Origin of the sequence: Pseudomonas sp. Q11 (genome assembly GCF_024494355.1) — a bacterium.
Classification (GTDB): Bacteria; Pseudomonadota; Gammaproteobacteria; order Pseudomonadales; family Pseudomonadaceae; genus Aquipseudomonas; species Aquipseudomonas hefeiensis.
This window is the reverse complement of record NZ_JAKNQY010000019.1, coordinates 1-16,723: the sequence shown is the minus strand read 5'-3', so window position 1 is coordinate 16,723 and position 16,723 is coordinate 1. Positions and strand designations below refer to the sequence as shown.

12 protein-coding genes are annotated in these 16,723 nt (G+C 59.7%); 5 read left to right on the top strand and 7 right to left on the bottom strand.

Annotated features, from left to right (window positions below):
• Window positions 1–3: 3 nt before the first annotated feature.
• Both MA884_RS19255 and wecB read right to left on the bottom strand, forming a co-directional pair.
• Window positions 4–2,217, bottom strand: a complete 2,214-nt coding sequence (locus MA884_RS19255) for a hypothetical protein (RefSeq protein WP_256231967.1) — start codon at window positions 2,215–2,217, stop codon at window positions 4–6.
• A gap of 37 nt (window positions 2,218–2,254) precedes the next feature.
• Window positions 2,255–3,412 carry a non-hydrolyzing UDP-N-acetylglucosamine 2-epimerase gene (wecB, locus tag MA884_RS19250; RefSeq protein WP_371134790.1) on the bottom strand — a complete coding sequence of 386 codons (1,158 nt, stop codon included), beginning with the start codon at window positions 3,410–3,412 and terminating at the stop codon, window positions 2,255–2,257.
• 1,011 nt (window positions 3,413–4,423) lie between these two features.
• On the opposite strand from wecB, the gene MA884_RS19245 reads away from it, so the two are divergent.
• The 4 genes from MA884_RS19245 (at window position 4,424) to MA884_RS19230 (ending at window position 9,276) form a co-directional block, all read left to right on the top strand.
• Complete coding sequence (locus MA884_RS19245) at window positions 4,424–4,969, top strand: TRAP transporter small permease (RefSeq protein WP_256231965.1); 546 nt, start codon at window positions 4,424–4,426, stop codon at window positions 4,967–4,969.
• Window positions 4,966–6,246, top strand: a complete 1,281-nt coding sequence (locus tag MA884_RS19240; RefSeq protein ID WP_256231964.1) for a TRAP transporter large permease subunit — start codon at window positions 4,966–4,968, stop codon at window positions 6,244–6,246. Before MA884_RS19245 ends, MA884_RS19240 begins: the two co-directional genes overlap by 4 nt.
• Window positions 6,247–6,302: 56 nt before the next feature.
• Window positions 6,303–7,322: a TRAP transporter substrate-binding protein gene (locus tag MA884_RS19235; RefSeq protein ID WP_256231963.1), complete on the top strand. Its 1,020-nt coding sequence runs from the start codon at window positions 6,303–6,305 to the stop codon at window positions 7,320–7,322.
• Between the two features lie 283 nt (window positions 7,323–7,605).
• Window positions 7,606–9,276, top strand: coding sequence for a BCCT family transporter (locus tag MA884_RS19230; RefSeq protein WP_256231962.1), 1,671 nt, complete (start codon window positions 7,606–7,608; stop codon window positions 9,274–9,276).
• Window positions 9,277–9,280: 4 nt separating this feature from the next.
• Here MA884_RS19230 and MA884_RS19225 read toward each other — a convergent pair whose 3' ends face one another.
• The 3 genes from MA884_RS19225 to MA884_RS19215 all read right to left on the bottom strand — a co-directional run bounded on the left by MA884_RS19225 (window position 9,281) and on the right by MA884_RS19215 (window position 12,753).
• Window positions 9,281–9,991 (bottom strand): 3'-5' exonuclease, encoded by a 711-nt coding sequence (locus MA884_RS19225; RefSeq protein WP_256231961.1) that lies wholly within the window; start codon window positions 9,989–9,991, stop codon window positions 9,281–9,283.
• Entirely contained in the window at window positions 9,988–11,865 is a 1,878-nt protein-coding gene (locus tag MA884_RS19220) for a DUF294 nucleotidyltransferase-like domain-containing protein (protein ID WP_256231960.1), read from the bottom strand. Before MA884_RS19220 ends, MA884_RS19225 begins: the two co-directional genes overlap by 4 nt.
• A 96-nt stretch (window positions 11,866–11,961) precedes the next feature.
• The gene (locus MA884_RS19215) at window positions 11,962–12,753 is read right to left on the bottom strand and encodes a transporter substrate-binding domain-containing protein (RefSeq protein WP_256231959.1); all 792 of its coding nucleotides are present in this window, start codon (window positions 12,751–12,753) and stop codon (window positions 11,962–11,964) included.
• A gap of 297 nt (window positions 12,754–13,050) precedes the next feature.
• On the opposite strand from MA884_RS19215, the gene MA884_RS19210 reads away from it, so the two are divergent.
• Entirely contained in the window at window positions 13,051–14,127 is a 1,077-nt protein-coding gene (locus MA884_RS19210; RefSeq protein ID WP_256231958.1) for a GGDEF domain-containing protein, read from the top strand.
• Between the two features lie 4 nt (window positions 14,128–14,131).
• Here MA884_RS19210 and MA884_RS19205 read toward each other — a convergent pair whose 3' ends face one another.
• Both MA884_RS19205 and MA884_RS19200 read right to left on the bottom strand, forming a co-directional pair.
• Complete coding sequence (locus MA884_RS19205) at window positions 14,132–14,764, bottom strand: response regulator transcription factor (protein ID WP_256231957.1); 633 nt, start codon at window positions 14,762–14,764, stop codon at window positions 14,132–14,134.
• Window positions 14,765–14,795: 31 nt separating this feature from the next.
• Window positions 14,796–16,157, bottom strand: a complete 1,362-nt coding sequence (locus MA884_RS19200; protein ID WP_256231956.1) for a cache domain-containing protein — start codon at window positions 16,155–16,157, stop codon at window positions 14,796–14,798.
• Window positions 16,158–16,723 lie beyond the last annotated feature (566 nt).

Sequence of the window (16,723 nt, the reverse complement as noted above, 5' to 3'; positions counted from 1 at the left end):
CCGTTACTGGCGATTGCGACGGGCGCTACGGCCAGCCAGCAACAGGAGGAGGAACAACACAATGGCGCCAGGGATCAGCCAGAGCAGCGACGGTTTACGCCAGGCATCCAGCCCTTTGGGTTCTTCACGGCCGATCAACCGACTGCCGCTGGGGTCCTTGCTGTCGATGATCGTCACGGCGCCGCTGTCGCCGAGAATCGCCACATCGCCACGGGTCAGCACAATCGGCTGGGCGAAGTCGGGCGCTTGGCGGCCCAGGGTCCGATACACCAGCCCATGCTGTCCCGAGGCTTGCACCACTTGTAGCGAAGCCAGGTGGTTGAGGGGCTGCACATCCAGCAGCAACTGATCGTCATGGTTGATGCGCAGGCGACCCTGCTCATCGACCAGGACCGATTCCTTGCTGTCTTCAAGCGGCAGTTCGAACGCCAGGAAGGCTTTGTCCGGGCTGACCACGGCTTTGGGATCGGCGCTGACGTTCAACTGCGCGCGCAATGGTGAAACACCGGCGGCATCGGCCACCGAGATCACCCGGGCCAGACTGGCGGCCGGTTGGTCGAGGTATGCCTGGGGAACGAGGATCTGGGTGTCAACGGCGAAGCGCGCGGCCATGCCGGAGAAACCGTCGTCCAGGGCGATTTTTTCCAGCACGATATGGCTGCTCGGCAGCACCGCTACCGGGAAGGCCTGGGGGGTTTCCAGGCAACGATCGCTGACAGGCTGGCGCTGGAACGAGACGCGCAATACGTTTTTTGAACCCAGGGCATAGCTGGGGATATGGGCCTGGATACGTTGTGACTGACCATCGGTGGTCAACTGCTGGGCACCGATCAGGAAATCGTTGAAAAACAGCGAGGCCACGGGCGGGGTGTGTGAAGCACCCGGTGCTGCGGATAGATCCACCACGGCTGTCACCGGCAAGCGACCGTCATACGCCACGCTGCCCAAGGGGAACGAGGTGCTCCAGTCGAATCGGGAGGCCACGTCGTAGGTACCAGGTGCGCCGCCCAGTCGCGACAAGGCTACGCGGCCATCGTTGCTCAAAGGCGTTTGCGCTTCACTCACGGTCAACTGACGGCTGCGCGCCAATTTGTTCCAGGCCGAACCGAGCAACGACAGGGCTTTGCCAGTGGCGGGCGGGGCGATCATCAGGACCGGGCGAGTGCCTAGCAGCGCCAGACGCACATCGTCAGGGCCGGTGCCTGCCGTGGCTGCATTGACATGCTGTTCGCGCCATTGGGTCAATGCACTGGCCGCCGTTGGGTCGACGCTCTGGACCTGACTCTGCAAAGCATCCAGGGACTGATTGATGGCCTGGAGCAATTGCGGGTCGTTGATGGCCAGGTCGGCCTGTGCGTTCGGGGTTTGCCCCAGCATCAGCAGCGCGCCGATCTCAGCCGGGTTGGCCAGGCGGTGCTGACCCTTCGCGTTGAGGCTGGCGAAAGCGGGGATGCTCAACAGTTCGGCCGGGATGCGCAGAGCGCTCAGATCCACACTGTCTTGTACGGCAGGGAACGGCAAGATGCGGCTGTGCTTGCCCATTCGCTCCAGGGCCACGCCCAATCGCCAGGCCGCGTCGTAGCTGTCGGCGGACAACGAACCGGGTGCAACCAGGATCCCGGGTTCGGCAGGTAATGCCGTCCAGGCGGCGCCGACATCCTGCAGTTGGCGGGCGTCGTAGCTGTAGTTCAGGCGCGTGTCGGGCTGGATGCGCAGCACGTTGCCGATGACCCGGTCGTCTTCGCACAACGGCCGCGAAACCACCGAAGACCAGGCAATGCCCAGCCGCACCAGGCCGTTGTCGCGCGGGGCACTGTCGACGCCCAGTGTGGCGCTGGCACTGCCCTGAGGTTCGCTGAGTCCTTCGGCGCGCACCGGATAGCCATCGAGTGACAGCAGCAAGGTGTTGCGGCCCCCTTCGCCATTGAGATAGCTGGCGTCCAGCTGCAGGGTCGCCTCATTGAGGGTAACCCCGGCCGGCACTGGCAAATACAGTTCCCGTCGGGAATCGCTGGCGCCCAGCAGGATCGGCGCACTGATACCCAGGTCGCTCAAGCGGACTTCGCGCTCCTGGCGGGTATCGGCGTTGAGCCGATGGATAGCCTCGGTGAGCGGGCTATCGGCAGCCAAGGCAAAGGTTGGCATGAGCGCAAGCAGGCTCAGGCCACAGGCAAGGGCGCTGAGTGCGCCCGTAGAGATGGCAACGGAAGGCTTCATTCAGGTAAATCTCGAGTCTGATAAGGGGGAGCAGCGATTAGGAGGCGAGTAACTGGCGAGGCGCGTACATCGGTGCGGGAGCCCAGCCTTGGGGCAATTGCGACTGGCCCACGAAAAATTCGTCCACCGGGCGCCCCAGCAGGGTATCGACGATGCGCTGGCTGGCCTTGCCATCTCCATAGGGGTTGGCTGCCTGTGAGGCGCGGCGCCACAAGGTTTTGTCGTCGAACAATGCGTCCACGCCGGCAATGATCGAGGCCGGGGAGGTGCCGACCAGCCGCACCGTGCCCGCAGCTACGGCTTCGGGACGTTCGGTGACGTCGCGCATCACCAGCACCGGTTTGCCCAGGGACGGCGCTTCTTCCTGGACACCACCGGAGTCGGTGAGGATGACGTGGGCGTGTTGCATCAAACGCACGAACGCCAGGTAATCCAGAGGCTTGATCAGGTGGACGTTGAGCAGGTCACCCAGTTGTTCAGTCACCGGGCCCAATACACTGGGATTGAGGTGCACCGGGTAGACGATCTGGATGTCGGGACGCTGTGCCAGGTGGCGCAAGGCCTTGCAGATGTTCAGGAAACCTTCGCCAAAGTTCTCCCGGCGGTGGCCGGTGACCAGCAACAGCTTGCGTCCGGTTTGCAGGAACGGGAACTGTTGGTCCAGTGCTTGTCGCAGCTGTGCATCCTGCTCGATGCGCCGGGCGGTCATCTGCAACGCATCGATGACGGTATTGCCGGTCACCAGGCAGCGGCCTTGCAGACGTTCGTCCAGCAGGTTAGCGCGAGATTGTGCGGTGGGGGCAAACAACAGGTCAGCGCTGAGATCGATGCAACGACGGTTCATTTCTTCCGGCCACGGACTGTAGATGTCGCCGGTGCGTAGCCCGGCTTCCACATGGCCCACGGGAATGCGTCGATGAAAGGACGCCATCGAAGCCACCATGGCCGAGGTGGTGTCGCCATGGACCAGCACCCGATCCGGCCGGGTCTGTTCCAGTACCGGATCGATCGCGCCGTACAACGCGGCCGTCAACGAGTTGAGCGTCTGGTGCGGCGTCATCACGTTGAGGGTGAAATGGGCCTTGAGATCGAACAGATTCAATACCTGCTCAAGCATGCTTTGATGCTGGCCGGTCACACAGATCAGCGACTCGATGCCCGGTTCGGCGGCGAGGGCCTTGACCAAAGGTGCCATCTTGATGGCTTCCGGACGGGTACCGAAGATCGAAAGAATCCTGATCCGTGACTGATGAGTAGCGATGACGCCCTTCCTCGCGCAGTTTGCTGCGCCGCACAACTGTTCGCCCAAACGCGATCATGCGTTTGAGTAAACAAGCGAGTTGAATTAAGTGGGATCCAATATCAGGCAGGCGTGTTACGCACGCGGAAAGTTGCGTAATGGCCTATTGCAGTTTGGAGCGGCGAAGTAATAACACCGAAGGGCGCGGGCGCAAAGTTTTATTTGAAAGACAGTTCGTTGTTTTGACTGTGAATGGTTGAAGGGAGGTTGGAAAGTTGCGCTATTACTTTGAAGTGAGAAGGGTTTAATGCGTTGAATTTTAAAGGATTTTAATTGATTTATTGGGTGCTTGTGAAGCGGCTTGATCACGCAAAGTTCATCGAGGTTTTATTTTTGACGCCGCTTTATAGAAAGGTGCTTAGATGTTTGTCATTGGAATGGCGCCTGTTTGTTGTCGAGGGTGAACGTATTATCAAGTGGGCTGGAGTGTTGCTAAAGTGCGGAAGTTAAATAAGGTTCAATTTTATTGTTGGGTTTTCAGATCGGTGGAGTCGAACAGTTTTGTACAGGGCTAGTTCATAAATAAAGTGGTTGGTTAATAAATAAGAAACGCGCTTGGACACTGTGTCAAACATGAAAAATACCGGACAAGCCGGCCCAAACGCTTATCCGATAATCGCACGCTTTGTGTGACCCTCCTGCCAAGGTGATTGACCGAACTAACCGGTTGGTACATTTTAGGCGCAACACCTCTTGCTCAGCATGACCAAGACCATAATAAAAAATTGAGGAACCCCCATGCGTACCCGTCTGCAAGCGCTAAGCCCCTATCCCACGCTCCGTTGCTCCGGACCCGGAACAACGCTCGGCCGTTCTGTCCTGACCCGATAGCCATCGCCCATCGTTACGGTCCTATCGCGCCGGTGGCTGGATGCCGGCGCTCGACAAGTCCGGGAGGTCTTCAAGATGACAAAGGTCGTCGATCTGTATTTCAAACTGCTCAAACTGCTGATTGTGCTGTGCATGGTCGCAATGATCGTGCTGGTGTTCGGCAATGTGGTGCTGCGGTATGCCTTCAATTCAGGCATCAGCGTCTCGGAGGAGCTGTCGCGTTGGTTCTTCGTCTGGATGATTTTTCTCGGCGCCCTGGTGGCGCTCAAGGACCGTGCCCATCTGGGGCTCGACAGTCTGGTCAAACGCCTGCCACCGGCCGGCAAGCGCATCTGCCTGGTGATCGGGCACCTGATGATGTTGTACATCTGCTGGTTGATCTTCAGCGGCAGTTGGCAGCAGGCGGTGATCAACCTGGATGTGGTCGCGCCGGCCTCGGGTTTGTCGATGGCACTGTTCTACGCCGCCGGCCTGGTGTTCGGCGCCAGCGCCGCTGCCATCCTGGTCTACGAACTCTACCTGGCGCTGTTCGGCAAACTCAGGGATGACGAAATGGTCATGGTCAAGGACAGCGACGCCGAGGTGAATGCACATAACCCCATCAAGAGTACCCGCCCATGACACTGGTTATTTTCCTCGGGTCATTGATAGGCAGCATGGCGTTGGGCATTCCCATTGCCTTTGCCTTGCTGGTGGTCAGTGTGGCGTTGATGTTTTATCTGGATCTGTTTGACGCACAAATCATCGCCCAGAACCTGCTTAACGGCGCCGACAGCTTTCCGTTGATGGCTGTGCCGTTCTTCATGCTGGCCGGCGAAGTGATGAACTCTGGCGGTCTGTCCAAACGCATCGTCAACATCGCCATGGCGCTGGTGGGACACAAGCGTGGCGGCCTGGGTTACGTGGCGATCATCGCGTCCTGCCTGTTGGCTTCGCTCTCGGGTTCGGCGGTGGCCGACGCGGCGGCGCTGGCGGCCTTGCTGGTGCCAATGATGGTGCTGGCGGGGCACAACCGGGCGCGTTCGGCCGGGTTGATTGCCGCTGGAGGCATCATTGCCCCGGTCATTCCTCCGAGCATTGGCTTCATTGTGTTTGGCGTGGCATCCGGGGTATCGATTTCCAAGCTGTTTTTGGCCGGGATCGTGCCGGGACTGATGCTCGGTGTCGCCCTGGCCATTGCCTGGTGGTTCATCTCCCGTAGCGAGCATGTGCAGACCCCGCCCAAGCGCTCGCGGGCCGAAGTGATGCGGGCCCTGGTCGAGGGCAGTTGGGCCATGGGCCTGCCGCTGATCATCATCCTGGGTCTCAAGTTCGGCATTTTCACCCCGACGGAAGCAGCGGTGGTCGCGGCGGTCTATTCGCTGTTTGTGTCCCTGGTCATCTACCGGGAAATGAAAGTCAGCCAGCTGTACGAAGTGATCCTGTCCTCGGCCAAGACCACCTCGGTGGTGATGCTCCTGGTGGCGGCGGCCATGGTGTCCTCCTGGCTGGTGACCATTGCCGACTTGCCGGGCCAGTTGGCGGCGGTGCTCGAACCGTTCATGGACAGCCCGACCCTGCTGTTGGTGGTGATCATGCTGTTGATCATCATGGTCGGTACGGTCATGGACATGACGCCCACCATCCTCATCCTCACCCCGGTGCTGATGCCGGCGGTGACTCAGGCGGGTATCGATCCGGTTTATTTCGGCGTGCTGTTTCTGATCAACACCGCCATCGGCCTGATTACCCCACCGGTGGGCACGGTGCTCAATGTGGTGAGCGGGGTTTCGAAACTCAATATCGAAGAGATCGTTCGTGGCGTGTGGCCGTTCCTGCTCGCGCAACTGGTAGTGCTGTTCCTTCTGGTCCTGTTCCCGCAACTGGTGCTGGGGCCTTTGAAATTCTTCACCGGTTGACGCCGGTGCAAGCGGTAGTAGCTCGACTTCTAAAACAATAATGATCGGAGAGTGACATGGGACAACTGATGAAAACCCTGTTGGCCGGGGCATGTGCAACGGGGCTGCTGCTGGGCAGCGTGGTCAGCCACGCGGACGAGATCCGCGAGCGTACCCTGCGATTCGCGTTCCAGAACGTCAAGGAGCACCCACAAGGGCAGGGCGCACAGAAGTTCGCCGACCTGCTGAGCGAGAAGAGCGGCGGCAAGATCAAGGTCCGTCTGTTCCCCGGTGGAACGTTGGGGGGTGACGTGCAGACGGTCTCGGCCTTGCAGGGCGGCACGCTGGACATCACCGTGCTCAACTCCGGCATCCTGGCCGCCCAGGCAGCGGATTTCGCGATGCTCGATTTTCCCTTCCTGTTCAACAACGCCGAAGAAGCCCACGCAGTGATCGACGGGCCGGTCGGCCAGAAACTGGCGGCGCAATTGGATAGCAAAGGGCTGGTTGGCTTGGGCTATTGGGACCTGGGTTTCCGCAACCTGACCAACAGCAAGCATCCAGTGACCAAGCTCGAAGACATGCAAGGCTTGAAGATTCGCGTGATCCAGTCGCCCATCTACCTGGAAACCTTTTCCGCCCTCGGCGCCAATCCGGTGCCGATGGCGTTCCCCGAGGTCTACACCGGCCTTGAGCAGCACACGATCGACGGCCAGGAGAACCCTTACACGGTGATTGAAGGCAACAAGTTCTTCGAGGTACAGAAGTACCTGTCGGTGACTGGCCACATCTTTAATCCCCAGTCGCTGATCATCAGCCAGAAAACCTGGAACCGTCTGAATGACGATGAAAAAAACCTGATCCGCGAGGCCGCCGCTGAGGCGCAGAAGTTCCAGCGCGACGTCACCGCCGCGAGCATGGACAAGGCCAAGGCTACGTTGGCCGGCGCGATGACTGTCAACGAAATCACCCCGGCCGAGAAAGATCGCTTTCGCGAGCGTGTGCAACCGGTGATCGACAAATTCGCCAAGTCCCTGGATGCCAGCCTGGTGAAGATGATGTACGACGAAATTGCCAAGGTGCGCGCCGCACAATGAGCTGAATCGGGTGTTCCATAGAGGTTGAACAAAGGGCGCTGGGGCAATCCCGGTGCCCTTTTTTTCGTTTGCGATTCAGGTTTTTCCTGCCGCGAAACCGTCGCCGAGGGCCGGCGCAGGGGCCATTTTCCCAGCAGGGGGAACGCTTGAAAGGCCACAATGTCCCAGACAAGCTCATAAGCTTGTAAGATACATGCGCACACATCTCGTTTTTACCATAGGAACAGCGGGGCTTATCAGACCATTGCGCGCCCAAGCGTGCGGATAATAAAAGGAGGTTCTCGTGGGAAAAAACCCTGTAGACGATCTATCAGGACAACCCCAGTCAACCGGCACAGAGGGGATACCAGCCCCCAGCGGCAAAGCCAATCTCATCGATACCGACTACGTGATCGGGCAAGACAATATCCGAGGTCAGTTCTCTTTCTCTCTGGATATCCACGGCAAGGTTTTCATCATCTCCGCGGCGACCATTCTGCTGTTCGTCATCATGACGCTTGCACTGCAGAATGAAGTCGAACCGCTTTTCAGCGCCATGCGCAGTTGGTTGACCAAGCATCTGGCCTGGTTCTTCATGAGCGTGGCCAATATCTTCGTCGTGCTGTGTCTTGCGCTGATCGTCTCGCCCTTGGGCAAGGTTCGATTGGGCGGCCGCGATGCCACGCCGGACCACACCTATGTGGGCTGGTTCTCCATGTTGTTTGCCGCCGGGATGGGCATCGGCCTGATGTTCTACGGCGTGGCAGAACCCATGTCCCATTACTCTGCCGCCATGGGCGGTGTCACGCTCGACGCCAGCGGCGCACGTACCGACTGGGCGCCTCTGGGCGGTGCGGCGGGCGATGTGAAAGCCTCCGCAGACCTGGCCATGGCCGCGACCATTTTCCACTGGGGCCTGCACCCTTGGGCCATCTACGCCATCGTCGCGTTGTCGCTGGCCCTGTTTTCCTTCAACAAAGGCTTGCCGCTTTCGATACGCTCGATCTTTTACCCGCTGCTGGGTGAGCGCGTCTGGGGATGGCCCGGCCACATCATCGACATCCTGGCGGTATTCGCCACGCTGTTCGGATTGGCGACTTCGCTGGGCATCGGTGCCGAGCAGGCTGCCGCGGGGATCGAACACCTGTTTGGCATTCAATCGACCAGCGTGAGCAAGGTCGTGCTGATCATCGGCATCACCCTGATTGCCCTGTGGTCGGTACTCGCCGGGTTGGAGAAGGGCGTCAAGCTGCTGTCCGAAATCAACATGGGTCTGGCCCTGTTGTTGCTTTTGTTCATTATCGTGGTGGGGCCAACCCTGGCGATCCTCACCGGTTTCTTCAAGAACCTGGTGACCTACGCCGAGTACCTGCCGGCATTGTCCAACCCCTTCGGTCGTACGGACACTGAATTCACCCAAGGCTGGACGGCGTTCTACTGGGCCTGGTGGATCAGTTGGTCGCCGTTTGTGGGGATGTTCATTGCCCGCGTCAGTCGCGGCCGTACCGTTCGTGAGTTCTTGATCTCGGTGCTGCTGGTGCCTTCGCTGGTGTCGGTATTGTGGATGACCACCTTTGGCGGGACCGCCATCGACCAGGCCACCCTCCAGGGGCTGAGCGGGGTCAAGGATGCGGTGTTGGAGCTCAAGCTGTTTGCCATGCTCGAAGGGCTCCCGCTCAAGGAGATCACGTCACTGCTCGGTATCGTGCTGGTGATCGTGTTTTTCATCACCTCTTCGGATTCCGGATCGCTGGTCATCGACACCATCACCGCTGGCGGCAAGGTCGATGCGCCCGTCCCACAGCGGGTGTTCTGGGCCATCATCGAGGGCGTGATCGCTATCGCGCTGTTGTTGGGCGGTGGTTTGATTGCGTTGCAAGCCATGGCGGTTTCCACCGGCTTACCGTTTGCCATTGTCTTGCTGCTGGGCTGTATTTCCCTGGTCAAGGGATTGATGTCGGAACCGCGCGCCTGACCTTTTAATCCCACAGTTGGCCAATGGGGATGGTCGGGCTGTAGTGAGTGGCTATTTGCGCTTGCAACAGCTCGGCCGTCGCCAGGGCATCGGTCAAGGCATGATGGGCGTGATAGGGCGGCAGGTTGTAGCGCAAGCGACTGTCCGCCAACCGGACGGACTCGGGCGGACGGCGTAACAGTCGGTCCAGCCAGCGGCGCTGACCGCGCACCTGTCGCGCTTCCAGCTGCATCGTGTCAATCACCGGAAAATGCAGGCCCTCCCCAAGGTGGTTGCGTAACGCCTGATCCAGGAAGTTGCGTTCGATGGCCCGGTAATGCACCACCATGATTTTCCCCGCCATCGCTTCCAGTACATTCTCCATGACATCCGGCAACCGGGGGGCATGGCGGATATCCGCGTGGGTGATGTGGTGAAACGTCACCGAGTCATGACTGAGCTGCGAGGGCTTGATCACCCAGTACAGGGCTTCGCCGCAACGTATCCGCTTTAGGGTGAACGGTAGCAGGCCGATGCTGACGATACTGTCGGTGCGCGCGTTGAGCCCGGTGGTTTCAAGGTCCATGGCCAGCAGCTCCACCTGCTCCAGAGCCGTCGTGGCGTCGACGACCCCGTGTTGGTAGAACCGTTGCAGAAGCGGGTGCCGGGCTTGCTTTGCCAGACGTTTGAAGCGTGCCGCCCAATCCAGCGTTTCTTGTCCCTTCGGATTGTTCATCGTGATGGCCGCGCGTGACCGGGGTAGCGGAATCGCAGGAATTTCTGCGCGTTACTCAATACCTGAAACGCTTCCTTGAGGTTGTGCCGCTCAGTGGTGGAAAAGCGTTCCGGTTCGATGTAGTTATCTGGTTTCTGGCCCTGTTCGATGGCATCTACCTGGTGTCGGATGCGCACCATCGATAGAAACTCCAGGGCGTAGCGTAGATGCTCAATGGCCTGCGGTTGCACGAGCTGCGTGGTGCTGATGGCTTCGAGACGATCAAAGGAGTTCTGTGCGGTGGACCCGCAGGCCAGGGCGTGGATACGGATCAGATCGGTCAACGGCGCCGTACCACGGCCCTTGAGGTTGATGATCTGTTTTTGCTTGCCGTCGGTTTCCATCACGAAGGTGCGAAAGAAGCCCAGGGGGGGCGTGCGGTTCAAGGCATTACGGGCCATCGCCGCCAGGAAGGCGGGTGTCACCCTGGATTTTTCAGCGCAGAGCACCTTGAGCTCGTTCACCATGTCCAACTGGCCATAGACCCCGTCCAGGTCAAAGAAGATGCAACTGTTGAGCAGGGTGGCGGCATTGGGCTTCTCGATCCACTGGCTGAAATACTCGCGCCATACGCGCAACGGCTGACGCCATTGCGCGTTGGTGGCCATGATGCCGCCCTTGCAGTAGCTGTAGCCGCACTCTGCCAGGCCGTCGCTGACGAAGGTGGCCAGGTTCCTGAAGTATTCGTCGTGCAGGGCCGGGTCGAAACGATCATCCAGCACCAGGGCGTTGTCCTGGTCGGTCACCAGCAGTTGCTCGTCCCGGGCCATCGATCCCAGCACCATGAAGCAATAAGGAACCGGCGGCGGCCCCAGTTCCCGTTCGGCCAACTCCAGCAATCGCTGGGTGAAGGCACGGCCAATGCCCGAGATGGCGCTGCCGATCATGTGGGCCGTCGCACCGTCGCGCACCATGCGAATGTAGGTGCCGCGTAGATCGCGCAACAATGATCGCAAGCCGTCGACAGACGTCTGGTTGGAGATACTGTTGACCAGGTACAGACTGCTCTGGGACTCGTGCCGGATGATGTCCGACAGGTTGATCAACCCCAGCGTGCGTCCCTTGTGAACCACCGGCAGGTGGTGGATGTTGCTGCGAAGCATGCACAACATGGCTTCGAACAGTGAATCATCCGCCTGGATGACCACCGGATCGGTCGACATCACTTCACCGATGCAGGTATCGCCGCTGCGGTTGGCGGCCACTACCCGGGTGCGCAGGTCGCGGTCGGTGACGATGCCGAGCATTTTTTCCGGATGATGTCCGGCAGGTTCCAGGACGACGATGCAGGAAACACTTTCCTGGGACATCAACCGTGCCGCTTCGTGAACGCTGGTTTGTGGAGTGACCCAGACCAGGTCCCGGGAAATCAGCGCGCGGGATTTCAATTGGATCAGTTCGCTGGCGCGGCCCTGGGCCTCGACGGCGGACTTGAGCCTGGAGTGTCCTTCGGCCTCGACAAAGTCGGCGAAGCTGTCATGTCGCTCGCATAGCTGGGCAAACACATCCGCCGGGATGAAATAGATCAGGCTGTCTTCAAGGGCCCGCGCCGGAAAACGCACTTTGTTGCTGCGCAGCAGGCTGGCCTGACCGAAGATGTCGCCTTCCACCAGACGGTTGTACAGCTGGCCGTTACGCCGGTAGATCTCGACGGCGCCACTGCGCACATAGTGCAGGTCGTGGACGATGGCGCCCGTTTCGAGAATATCGCTGCCGGCCTTGAAGTAGCTGACCTCGACGCGCTGCGCTATGGCCTCCAGGGTTTGCTGGGGCAGGGCATCGAAAGGGGGGAAGCGATGCAGGTGCTCGCTGATTTCCAGTAACTCGATCTGCATGGAACCTCGTGACTGATCAATTGAGAGACCAACATGCCAGTTCCAGGGGCCGCACACAAACCCTGGGTGAGTGAGTAGGGTGCGGCGTTCGCGTTGTCACTGCTGCTGGGGGACCGCCAGCCATTGGCCGATGACCTTCTGGTAGCTGCCATTTGCTTTGCTCAGGTGCAGCCACTGGTCGACGTACATTTTCCAGGTGGTGTCGTCGCGTGGCAGCAGGTAGGCCTTCTCGCCATACTGCAAGTAGCGACTGGGGTTGACGGCGCAAAGACCGGGCTTGAGTTTCTGCTGATAGAGCGCCTCCGACGCATCGGTGATCATCACGTCGGCCCGCTTGTCCAGCAGCTCCTGAAAGATGGTCACGTTGTCGTGGAACTTGAGCTGCCCTTTGGGCAGGAAGGCCCGGACGAAGGCTTCGTTGGTGCCGCCGGCCGGCTCCACCAGTCGCACCGAAGGCTGGTTGAGCTGCTCGATGGTCTGGTAGCGCGCCTGGTCCTCGCAACGTACCAGCGGGATCTTGCCATCCACGTCCAGAGTGGTGCTGAAGTAGGCTTTCTTCTGGCGCTCCAGGGTCACGGAAATCCCGCCCATGCCGATGTCGCATTTGCCCGCGATCATGTCCGGCATCAGGGTTTTCCAGGTGGTCTGTACCCACTGCACCTTGACGCCCAGACTGGCGGCAAGCGAGCGCGCCATGTCGATGTCGATGCCTTCGTATTCGCCCGTTTCGGCCTTGTAGGTATAGGGCTTGTAGTCGCCCGTCGTGCATACTTTCAACTCACCGCGTTGCAGGACCTGATCCAGATGCGAAGGGGCTGGCTCGGCCAATGCGCTGCCGCACAAGGCCAGCAGGCCACAGAACGTCATCGTGCTTGTTATGTTTTTCATGGGATGGGACGTCTCGGGTGGGAAAGAGTCAACGCGGGCCAGTGTAGTAAAAGTGTTTGCAGGCTGTCACTTCAGGCTACGGATCTTGCCGCCATCAGCGGGTCGGACAAACTTCGCAGGTTTCCTGTCCCCGGCTCTGTCATCATGGGCCATTGCAGACCTTTCTCGGCGAGAAGCCAGTTTCAGATGGACCCATCAGTCGTCAGAATCACACTTATGTTGATGGTCCCCGGGATCCTCTCGGTCTTTGGGGTTGCATTCGTTTGCGCGTGGCTTATCGACAAAAAACGCAACTATTTGCTGCTGCTGGCTGGTGGCTGCGCCCTGTTCGCGTGTGCTGCCATGTCGCAGATTTTCGGCCTGCCCCCCGGGCACGGGCCCAATGCCGTAGTGTCCGGCGCGCTGTATACCGCGGCGGTCCTGGCGGTGGCCGAAGGCGTTTTGCTGCGTTCGCATCAACGGCTCGGCTGGTGGCTGGACGTTGTAGTGGTGTGCGCCATTACCCTGGCGCTGGCTTGGTTTTTCTATATCGACCGTAACCTTCTTGTGCGCATTTACATCCAGAACTTCGGATATGGTTTGATTCTGCTTGTGGCGGCGCTCAAGTTGAGATCGCTGATGCGCGGCCGGCTCGTCGACAAGGCGTTGTTCTGGGTGTTGCTGGCCTTCGCGTTGCATTTCTTTCCGCGGACACTATTGACCGTCGGGCTGTCGGCGCCCGTCGACCGGGTGGCTTTCGCCAACTCGGTGTTCTGGCAGGCCCTGCAGTTGTCCCTGGCGGTGCTCGCCGTTGGGCTCGCCTTTGCGATTCTGGCCGCCACCATTGCCGATGTGATCGATGACTTGCGACGCGAGCGCGATTTTGACCCGTTGACCGGCGTCCTGAACCGGCGCGGCTTCGAAGACCGGGTGATGATGTTGATGAAGAACCCGTGTGGAACGACGTCCTTGGCCCTGTGCGACATCGACAAGTTCAAGGGCATCAACGACACCTATGGCCATGATGTAGGCGATCACATCTTGCGCGAGGTTGGCCACCTGTTGCGTACCTCGGCGCGCAAACGGGACATCGTCGGTCGGCTCGGCGGTGAAGAGTTTGCTGTGCTCCTGCCGGATACCGATGCCCGGGAAGCCTTCGAATGCGCGGAGCGCTTGAGAACCGCCATCGAGAACGGTACGCCTGCCACAGTGGGCACTGTCGGGCCGGTCACCGCCAGTTTCGGTGTAGGCAGTCTGGGGCCCATGGAAACCTGGAAGGGGCTCTACAAGCGTGTGGATCTCCTGCTTTACCAGGCAAAGCGAACCGGGCGCAATCGAACGGTTGCCGATGATCTGCCGAGTCGGATTGATAGACAGACTGAGGTTCAATCATAAAACGCTAGCGCGAAATGATCCCGTGATCGATCGCGTATTTCACCAGGGCTGCGGGTTTGTCGATGTTGAGCTTGCGGCGGATGCTCAGGCGGTGGGTTTCGACGGTGCGCACGCTAATGTCCAGTTCCCGGGCCATTTCCTTGTTGTTCAATCCCTGGACCATTTTGTACAGCACCTGACTCTCGCGCGGCGTCAGCTCGTTATCGGTGGTCTGGTCGGTGGCGAGCCGTTGGGCGATCTCGGCGCTGTAGAAGGTGCCACCGCTGATGATGGCTTCGATGGCGGCGATGATTTCCCGTGAAGGGGCGTTCTTGAGCACGTAGCCACTGGCGCCGGAGCGCACGGACTCGCTCACATACTCATAATTGTCATACATGCTCAGGATGAGGATCTTGAGGCTGGGGTATTGCTTGCCCAGCAGCCGGGTCAGTTCAAGCCCGTTCATGTCCTTGAGGCTGATGTCCATCAGCAGCAGATCCGGTTGGCAGCGCCCGACCATCTCGATGGCCTGTGCGCCGTTCTCGGCTTCGCCCACTACGTCCAGTTGGGGCATCACCGACAGCAGAGCCCTGATGCCATCGCGGACCAGGGAATGATCGTCGACCAGCGCGACGCGGATCACAGGGGGCAGGTTCATCGGCAGGTGCTCTTGTCAGGTTGGGCGCGCATCAGCTTTGTATCGCCGGCATGTTCATGGGCAGCAGGATATCCAGCTCGCTTCGTCCCGGCGCCGAGGTCATTTCCAGCCGTCCGCCGAAATGCTCGACCCGCTCGCGAATATTACGCAGGCCGATGCCTGTATGGCCACGTTCGACCTGGGGTACGTTGAAACCCATCCCGTCATCCACCACCGTCAGGCGCAAAGACTCGCCGGAGCCGAACAGGGTGATACCGACACTTTTCGCTCCGGCGTGGCGCTCGATATTGGTCAAGGCTTCCTGGGCAATGCGAAACAGCGAAACGGGCGCTCCATTTTCCAGGCGGCAATTGAATTCGTTGCTTTTGTACGACACCTCGAGCCCGCTGCGTTGTTGGAATTCGGCCGCGAGCTGGCCGATGGCGGCGGACAGGCCCAGAGTGTCGAGCAGGGAAGAGCGCAAGTCGTGGGAGATGCTGCGGATCTCGCCAATGGCTTCTCCCAGCCGATCTGTCGCGTTTTTCAGGATGCCCAGACCATTTTCCTGGCCCTTTTCGAGGACATGACTGGCCAGTTCGAACTGGAATTTTATCGACACCAGTAATTGGCTGATGCCGTCGTGCAGCTCGCGTGACACTCGCGAGCGTTCCTCTTCCTGCAAGCTGACGATGCGCTGGTTCAGCCGCTGCAGTTTTTTGTCGGCCAGGCGGTGTTCGCTGACGTTGAGGGTCATGCCGCCGGCAAACACCAGCAGGACCGCCACCAGCGCAATGGCGGCGATGGCCTGCATGGTGGTGTGGATGCCCTGAGCCACTTCTGCGCGGGCTTGCTGGGTGGCACGCTCGACATCCTCCAGGTAAATCCCGGTCCCGAGCATCCAGCCCCAGCGATCGAGCATCACCACATAGGCCAGCTTGTCGGTCACCTGGCCGGAGGAGGGCTTGTTCCAGGCGTAGCGCTGGAAACCTTCGCCGGATTCGGCGCTCTTGAGCAGCGCCTGGATCACCGGCAGACCCTGGGGATCTTTCATGTCCCAGAGGTATTGGCCCACCAATTCGGACTGCCGGGCGTGCATCAGGCTGCGGCCCTGGCGGTCGTAGACGAAAAAATAGCCATTGATGCCAAAGCTGAGCTTGCGCAGCTCCTCCAGCACTTGCTGCTGCGCGCGTGCGTCCCCTTGACCGTTGTTATACAGCGGGGCGATCAGGCTTTGCGCCATCTCGACATAGTTTTTAAGCTCCGCGCGCTTGCTGGCCAGGATGCTGTCTTCGATCAGTTGCGCCTGTTGATCACCCAACTGGCGATTGAGCGAGATCACCAAGGCGCAGATGACAGCAATCGCCAGGACCAGGGGCAGAATTCCCAGGGCGACGATTTTGTGTTTGAGCAGCATGTGTACTCCTGGCCGGACTCAATGGTGGGAGGCGAATGGTCGGCATCATAACGCTGTGGGAGCAAAGCTTGCTCGCGATCGCGTCGGATAGTCTGCTGTTGCTAACAGACCCACCGCTATCGCGAGCAAGCTTTGCTCCCACAGTCGTTGGCCCGCATTGGGTTTGCATGGGCTCCCACAGTCTTGGCCCACATTGAGTTTGCATGGGCTCTCACAGTCGTTGGCCTGCATTGGGTTGCATGGGCTCTCACAGAGGGATCCAGCAAGAATCTACGTAGAACTACGTAGATGGCCCGTACGTAGTACTGCGGATTTATTTATTGACGGCTTCCACGGATATTGGGCCGGCTCCGAATAGTCGGGGCACACTATAAAAACAATCGCCGCAATCCACTGGATATCGGCAGGAGACACGCAATGACAACCCGTCTGGTTAAACACCTTGCCTGGTTTGCCGTGGCTGTTCTGGGAGCTTGTGCGTTGAGTGTCGTGGCCTTGCGCCGCGGCGAACCGATCAACGCCCTCTGGATCGTCGTCGCAGCCGTGGCCATCTACCTGGTCGCCTA